7 protein-coding genes are annotated in these 7,813 nt (G+C 60.7%); 5 read left to right on the forward strand and 2 right to left on the reverse strand.

Annotated features, from left to right (window positions below):
* Positions 1-28 precede the first annotated feature (28 nt).
* Positions 29-922 (reverse strand): NAD(P)-dependent oxidoreductase, encoded by an 894-nt coding sequence (locus T18_RS19880; protein ID WP_038494633.1) that lies wholly within the window; start codon positions 920-922, stop codon positions 29-31.
* A gap of 43 nt (positions 923-965) precedes the next feature.
* Entirely contained in the window at positions 966-1,721 is a 756-nt protein-coding gene (locus tag T18_RS19885; RefSeq protein WP_025595224.1) for an SDR family oxidoreductase, read from the reverse strand.
* Positions 1,722-1,926: 205 nt separating this feature from the next.
* Here T18_RS19885 and T18_RS19890 point away from each other — a divergent pair, with 205 nt between their 5' ends.
* From T18_RS19890 to T18_RS27790, 5 genes are all read left to right on the forward strand, one after another.
* The gene (locus T18_RS19890) at positions 1,927-2,958 is read left to right on the forward strand and encodes an L-idonate 5-dehydrogenase (RefSeq protein ID WP_004431840.1); all 1,032 of its coding nucleotides are present in this window, start codon (positions 1,927-1,929) and stop codon (positions 2,956-2,958) included.
* A 291-nt stretch (positions 2,959-3,249) separates the two neighbouring features.
* On the forward strand, positions 3,250-3,825 hold the full coding sequence (locus T18_RS19895) for a GbsR/MarR family transcriptional regulator (protein WP_013762080.1): 576 nt from the start codon (positions 3,250-3,252) through the stop codon (positions 3,823-3,825).
* Positions 3,826-3,842: 17 nt separating this feature from the next.
* Entirely contained in the window at positions 3,843-5,627 is a 1,785-nt protein-coding gene (gene cydD, locus T18_RS19900; protein ID WP_038494636.1) for a thiol reductant ABC exporter subunit CydD, read from the forward strand.
* Positions 5,624-7,315, forward strand: coding sequence for a thiol reductant ABC exporter subunit CydC (gene cydC, locus T18_RS19905; RefSeq protein ID WP_038494639.1), 1,692 nt, complete (start codon positions 5,624-5,626; stop codon positions 7,313-7,315). Before cydD ends, cydC begins: the two co-directional genes overlap by 4 nt.
* 69 nt (positions 7,316-7,384) lie before the next feature.
* Positions 7,385-7,813 (forward strand): cytochrome ubiquinol oxidase subunit I (locus tag T18_RS27790; protein WP_323455241.1); only part of this gene is annotated, 429 nt, incomplete at its 3' end.

Below are 7,813 nucleotides of genomic sequence, written 5' to 3' on the forward strand. Positions count from 1 at the left end.
GGTGTTATTGCCCTGGCCATGGCGCAAATCATTCCGTGAAGGTGCGTTTCGCGCCGGTGAAAAATTCCATTAGGGCGGCCTGATCCTCGCCGCCAAGTCCCGCCGCTGTCAGCATGCGGTGCACCTCGGCGCAAACCGCCGTCAGCGGCATGGCCGTGTTGGTGCGTCGAGCCAGATCCTGCGCGCCGTTCAGGTCCTTGACCATATTGTCGATGCGGCCAGTCCGGCGGTAATCCTTCGCCACGTAACGTGGCATATATTCCTGAAGAATTGCGCTGTCGGCGCGGCCGCCTTTCAGCGCCTGCGGAATTTTGGCGGCATCGACGCCGGCATCCAGCGCAAGCTGCGTTGCTTCCGCTACGGCAAGGAAGTTCAGCCCGCAAAGAACCTGATTGATGAGCTTCGTCGTCTGGCCTGCGCCGCTTGGACCCATATGGGTGTAGTTGCTGGCCACGTGCCGCAGCACGCGATGGGCATCGGCCACATCCTTTTCCGTGCCGCCGGCCATCAGGGTCAGTTGCCCGACGAGTGCCTTCGGCGCGCCGCCGGAAAGCGGGCTGTCCACCCAGCGCAGCCCTTTTTCAGCCGCATCCGCCGCCAGTTCTTTTGTCGCTTCCGGATCGATGGAGGACATGTCGATGATCAGCGTGCCGGGCCTGGCCCCCGCCGCCACGCCATCTTTGCCGAAAACGGCGGTGCGGACGATTTTCGGCGAATTGAGGCTGAGGATCACGACATCGGAGACCGAAGCCGCTTGCGCCGCCGTCTCGGCGCTATGCGCACCAAGGCTGGTCAAAGCCGCCACCTTTTCCGCGTCCAGATCGAAAACCGTCAGGTGATTGCCGGTCTCGATCAGCCGCGTACCGATCGCGCCGCCCATCGCGCCAGCGCCAATGAGGGCGATTTTGTTCTTCTCGGTCATGGTGCTCACGGTCTCCTCCCAAAGCGTCGTGGTTACGGCTTCTTCAAAGCGAGGCGGTAATGCCGCCGTCGACGTAAAGAATATGTCCGTTCACGAAAGACGAGGCATCGGACGACAGGAAAATGCAGGCGCCGACAAGCTCTTCGACTTTGCCCCAGCGGCCGGCGGGCGTGCGTTTTTCAAGCCATGCTGAAAACGTCTCGTCGGCCACCAGCGCCGCGTTGAGCGGCGTGTCGAAATAGCCCGGCGCAATGGCGTTGCACTGCAGGCCATATTTGGCCCAGTCCGTCGCCATGCCCTTCGTCAGATTGCCGACGGCGCCCTTGGTGGCGGTGTACGGCGCGATACCGGGGCGGGCAAGAGCGGTCTGGACGCTGGCGATGTTGATGATCTTGCCACGTCCACGGCTGATCATATGACGCGCGACGGCTTGCCCTGCGTGGAACACCGAGGCGATGTTTGTCTGTAACAGGCGCTCGAAGGCGTCGGCCGGAAAATCCTCCAGCGGTGTGCGGTGCTGCATGCCGGCATTGTTGACCAGAATATCGATGGGGCCGACTTCCGCCTCGAAACCGTCGATGGCCTTGCGCACCGCATCATGATCGGTGGCATCGAAGGCGAGCGTCTTGGCACCCTTGATGCCTGCGGCGGCTGCTTTCAGCTTTGCCTCGTCGCGGCCGTTCAGCACCACTTCGGCTCCCGCCTCCACCAGGCCCTGCGCCAGCGCAAAGCCGATGCCCTGCGACGAGCCGGTGATTAGGGCGCGGCGGCCGGAAAGATCGAACAAATTAAGGCCCACTGTTTCCTCCAGTCTCTCGACATTGCTTTCATGCCGGTTTATGTTATCGATAACATTCATCCCTTTCAGACGTGGATGTCAAGGCTTAAACGCCTGTTTCCGGTACGCAACATGCGCGCGGGGAGGCTGCAGGGCGGCGGCAATGATTGGGATAGGGATTATTTTGTTGCGCCGTTTAAGGCGCGATATCGAACGGGAGATATTTATGAGAGCGATTGTCGCCCACGGGGCAAAGGATGTACGCATCGAGGAGAGGCCGGAGGAGGCGCCGGGGGCAGGAGAAGTGCGTCTTCGTCTGGCTCGGGGCGGGATTTGCGGCAGCGATCTTCACTATTACAATCACGGTGGTTTCGGCGCGGTACGGCTTCGCGAACCAATGGTGCTGGGACATGAGGTCTCCGCCATTGTTGAGGAGCTGGGCGAGGGCGTCGAAGGGCTGAAGGTTGGCGGTCTGGTCGCGGTTTCGCCGTCCCGTCCGTGCAGGACCTGCCGCTTTTGCCAGGAAGGCCTGCACAATCAGTGCCTCAACATGCGCTTTTATGGCAGCGCCATGCCGTTTCCGCATATTCAGGGCGCTTTCCGCGAGGTTCTCATCGCGGATGCCCTGCAATGCGTTCCGGCCGACGGTTTGAGTGCCGGTGAGGCAGCTATGGCGGAACCGCTGGCGGTAACGCTGCATGCCACCCGCCGCGCCGGCGATTTGCTCGGAAAACGCGTGCTCGTCACCGGCTGCGGCCCCATCGGCATTCTCTCCATCCTGTCTGCCCGCCGTGCCGGTGCCGCTGAAATCGTCGCGACCGATCTTTCGGACTTCACGCTTGCCAAGGCGCGGGAAGCGGGCGCGGACCGCGTCATAAACAGCAAGGATGAGCCTGATGCGCTGGCGGCGTACGGCGCGAACAAGGGAACCTTCGACGTTCTCTATGAATGCTCCGGTGCCGCCGTTGCACTGGCGGGCGGGATTACGGCGTTGCGTCCGCGCGGCATCATCGTCCAGCTTGGCCTTGGTGGCGATATGAGCCTGCCGATGATGGCGATTACTGCCAAGGAACTCGATCTGCGCGGCTCTTTCCGGTTCCACGAGGAATTCGCGACGGGCGTCGAACTGATGCGCAAAGGCCTGATCGACGTCAAGCCGTTCATCACCCAGACGGTGGACCTCGATGACGCCATCTCGGCCTTCGAATTTGCCTCCGACCGCAGCCGCGCCATGAAGGTGCAGATCGCTTTTTCGTAAGCGCCTGTTGCGCACGCCGGTTTGTCGACGTCTTGATCGGCGGTGGATTAATCCGCCGCCGATTTTTCATGCGCGCGCTTCCATCTACAACAAGACGTCTTTGATGTTATCGATATCATTTCGTGCATCGCGGGCCGGGAAAGTGTACCAGAGGGCGCAGCCCTGATCCCCGGCAGTCGCTGCCTCTTCTGATTTGCACATTTTGACGCAGGTCAAAAAGGTGATTTGCCGATTGCCATTTTTTGCTTTATCGAAATTTCAGAAATTACTGAAAATACAGGAAGCAAAGAAATGCCCACCAATCTTTCTCCGCTCGTTCAGTCCTTCGTGCTGCATTTCGGCGAGATGGGCAGCCGCTGGGGCATCAACCGCACGGTCGGCCAGGTCTATGCTTTGCTTTACATCTCGCCGAAGCCGCTCTGCGCGGACGACATTGTCGAGTCGCTCGGCATTTCCCGTTCCAATGTGTCGATGAGCCTGAAGGAGCTTCAGGCGTGGAACCTTGCAATTCTCAAGCATTTCCCCGGCGACCGGCGCGATTTTTTCACGACGCCGGAGGATGTGTGGCAAATTCTGCGCACCCTTGCCGAAGAGCGCAAGAAGCGCGAGATCGACCCGACACTCAGCGTGCTTCGTGAAATCCTGATGGAGAAGCCGGAAAACGAAGAGGAGCGGCATGCGCAGAAGCGCATCGATGAGATGAAAACGCTGATCGAGCAGCTCACCGGCTGGTATGACGATGTGAAGAAGCTGGAGACGGAGCGGTTGGCTTCGCTTCTGGCACTCGGCTCGAAGGTCACGAAGCTTCTGGAGGCCAAGGACAAGATCGTCTCTCTTGCCAGACCCCGTGCCAAGAAGGACAGGTGAGGAGATCGTCCGTGAGCATGTCCGCAGAAATCCGGCAATCCGCCAATGGCGATGATGCAGACTGTCCAGTTCCAGCGGCGGTCTCTCCCGACAAGGCACGGCGGCGCTTCTTCGGTAAATCCGCCAATGACAAGGGTGTCGGTACGGCGGAACTCGCGAAGGCACCCGCGGTAGGAAGATCGGTCGCCCTGCTGCATGTCCTGCCGGCTCTGCTCTGGTTGCCCCAGGCGGGTTTGCTTGCATTTTCGGTCGGAAATATTGCCGACGGTGCGCCGATGACGGCGATCCTGCCGGCGGCCGTGGCTGTTCTCATTCTCGGTCTCCTCAAGGCATGGCTGGAAAAAGTTGCTGCGAGACTGTCGTTTCGCGCCGCGCGTGCCGCCCTTTCGCGGCGGCGGCTGCAAGCGCTTCATGCCGTTGCGGAGGTGTCGCCGCTTGATCTGGCGCGTACGGCCTCCGGCGAGGCGGCAAGCGTTATCGCAGAGGCAGCCGAAGCGCTGGTACCTTATCTTTCCAGGTTCCAGCCTGCGCGGATGAAAGCTACCATTGTCCCCTTGGTTTTCGTGCTGGCAATCCTGCCATTTACCTGGATTGCGGCGCTTGTTCTGTTGCTTTCCATGCCCACTATCCCGCTTTTCATGGCGCTGATCGGCTGGCAGGCGAAGGCTGCCAGTGAAAAGCAGCTGGCCGAGACCGGCAACATGAATGCTTTCCTGCTCGATCGCCTGCGTGGCCTGGAAACGATCCGCGCACTGGAAGCCGTTGATCTGACCGCTGGACGCCTGCGGACGGACGCAGAGAACCTCAAGAAGCGGACGATGGCTGTCCTGCGGATCGCCTTTCTGTCCTCGGCGGTGCTGGAGCTTTTCGCTGCCCTCGGCGTTGCCATGACAGCCGTTTATATCGGTTTCCATCTGCTCAGTTTTCTCGATTTCGGCGCGTGGGGCGAGAAGCTGACACTTGCCGAGGGGCTGTTCATCCTGCTTCTGGCGCCTGCCTTTTTCGAACCGCTGCGGGAGTTGTCCGCCGTCTGGCACGACCGCGCAGCCGGCGAGGCGGCGCTGGGCGCGCTCGACACATTGACGCGGGCTGGCAAAGCCATCGTGGGTGAGGGTAAGGAGGTCGCAATGGCCCCTTTTCCGACGCCCGGTCTGGTGGAGTTGGCTAATCTCTCCTTCGCCTATCCGAATGCTCCGCCTGCCATTCGGAATCTAAATCTTACGGTCCAGTCAGGCGAGACAGTTGCGATTCTTGGGCCTTCCGGTTGTGGTAAATCCACTGTACTCTCCTTGATTGCCGGCTTGGCCGAGGCTGACGGCGGTACAATAGGGATCGGGGGCGTAACGCTTGGTCATGCGACTGCCGATGGACTGCGCAAGACAATCGGCTGGGTCAGCCAGAAGCCGTTCTTTTTTGCCGGTTCCCTGAAGGCGAACATTCGCTTTGGCCGCGCCGGTGTCAGCGAAGGTATGGTTGATGAGACGCTGCGCTGCACCGGGCTGGATGCATTGTCGAAAGCACGCCGGCATCTGCCTATAGGAGACGGCGGCTACGGTATTTCGGGCGGGGAGGCGGTGCGCCTCGCCATTGCGCGTGCTTTCGCCGATCCGGCGACGCAGCTTGTGCTGGTCGATGAACCGACAGCGCATCTTGACCGGGAGACGGCTGCGCTTGTCACCGAAAACCTGCTGCAACTCGCAAAAGGCAGGACATTGATCGTCGCAACCCATGATCCTGTGCTCGCCGCGCGCATGGACAGGGTCGTGAATATGACGACGATCCATTCGAGGGGGCAGTCATGATCGCGCGTTTTGCCATATTGAAACCTGTCATTTCCCTGTTCTGGTCGGCACGTCGCGGCATGCTGCTCGTTGGCGCGGTTCTGGCAGCAACCACGGTGCTGGCGGGTATAGGCCTTCTCGGCGTTTCCGGCTGGTTCATTACTGCGACCGCGATTGCCGGTCTGGTCCCTGCGACGGCCTATGCTTTCGACGTCTTTGCGCCATCGGCGGCCATCCGTCTGCTGGCGTTGTCACGCACCGCTGCCCGTTATGGCGAACGCATGACCACCCATGAGGCGACGCTGTCCGTGCTTGCAGCGCTTCGCGAAAAGCTGTTTCGTGGCTTTGCCGCACCGCAGGCGGCGAAACATCTGGAGGCGAGGCCCGCCCGCCTGCTGAACCGGCTGACTGCGGATATCGACGCGCTGGATTCGCTTTATCTGCGCGTGCTGGTACCCGCCGCCGTCGCAATCCTCGCCGCAATCGCAACAGGCATCGGTCTTGCCCTCCTCAATCCGCTTGCGGGCGTTCTGGCGGCCCTCTTCCTCATTGCGGCGGGTCTTGGCATTTCAGTGCGCTCGGCGTTGACGGCGGAAAAATTTGCGCGTCGCCGGGCAATCGGGCTTGAAGCGCTTCGTGCCCGCACGGCGGACTTGGTCAACGGGCAGGTGGAATTGCTCACGACTGCCCGTCTTTCCGCGCAGGTTGCGGCGATTGAACGGGCCGACAATTATCTGCTCGCCTGCGACGACCGCTTGAACCGGATCGAAACCAATGCCGGTTTTTCCTTCGGCATCTCAGCGGCGGCTCTTTTGAGTGCGGCTCTCCTCGGCATGGCCTGGCTTGCGGAGCAGGACGTTGTGACCGCGCCGACTGCCGCCCTCGGCCTGCTCGTCTGTTTCGCCGCGCTGGAGCCCTTCACGGCGCTACGCCGTGGTGCAATGGAACTCGGGCGCACGCTTTTTTCGGCAAGACGCATTGCGCCGCGTCTTTCCGCCGAGGCAGCCGCCAACTGTCCGCGCCTGCCTGCCAACGGCTTGGCGGCTGAGCTTGATGGTGTGCGGCTGGAGCGGGATGGGAACGAAAATCCTGTCCTGACGAATATCAACCTTGCAATCGCCGCCGGAGAGACGGTTGCGATTATCGGGCCGAGCGGTGCAGGCAAGACCAGCCTCATCCAGCTTCTGGCTGGTGAAGTGCAACCGGCGGCGGGCAGGGTCAGCGCTTTGCCTTGCTCGCTCATGACGCAGAGAAGTCAGCTTTTCCGAGACAGCATCGCTGACAATCTGAGGCTGGCAAAAGCTGCCGCGACCGAGCGTGAACTGTGGGATGCCCTGCAATCGGCAGGCCTTGGCGAGCATGTCAAAACCTTGGCCGCCGGGCTGGATACGAGACTTGGCGAGGCGGGGCAGGGTCTCTCCGGCGGTCAGTCACGACGGCTCGCCCTTGCCCGTTTCCTTCTACGCGACAAACCACTCTGGCTTCTAGACGAGGTGACGGAAGGGCTGGACGGCGAAACCGCCCGTGACGTGCTCGGCCGGTTGTTTGCAAGGGCGGAAGGCAAGACTGTCGTGATGATAACCCACAATCGCCGTGAGGCGGAATTTGCCGATCGCATCATCGTGCTGAGAGAGGGGCGCCAACTTGATCAATGTCAAAGCGGCACCCCGGAATACGACGTAATGCTGCAAACATTGCGTCCGGACTGAGTGATTTTTTCAGGGCCGGCGCCGTTTCGTAACAGAAGGCCGGCCTTTCCTGAAAGGTGGGGTAAAAACATGGAACTCGACATCGTGGCGCTATCGCGCCTGCAATTCGCTGTTACCGCTTTATATCACTTTCTATTCGTTCCCCTGACGATCGGACTGTCCGTGGTGATCGCCATCATGGAAACGGTCTATGTCATGACCGGCCGCACCATCTGGCGGCAGATGACGAAATTCTGGGGTACATTGTTCGGCATCAACTTCGTGCTTGGTGTTTCCACCGGCATCGTCATGGAATTCCAGTTCGGCATGAACTGGAGTTATTACAGCCACTATGTCGGCGATATCTTCGGTGCGCCGCTAGCGATCGAAGGGATGATGGCTTTCTTTCTGGAAGCCACCTTTGTCGGTCTGTTCTTTTTCGGCTGGGACAAGCTGTCCAAGCTCGGCCATCTCATCGCAACATGGTGCGTGGCGATCGGCTCGAACTTCTCGGCGTTG

Origin of the sequence: Rhizobium sp. TBD182 (assembly GCF_001950375.1) — a bacterium.
Classification (GTDB): Bacteria; Pseudomonadota; Alphaproteobacteria; order Rhizobiales; family Rhizobiaceae; genus Agrobacterium; species Agrobacterium tumefaciens.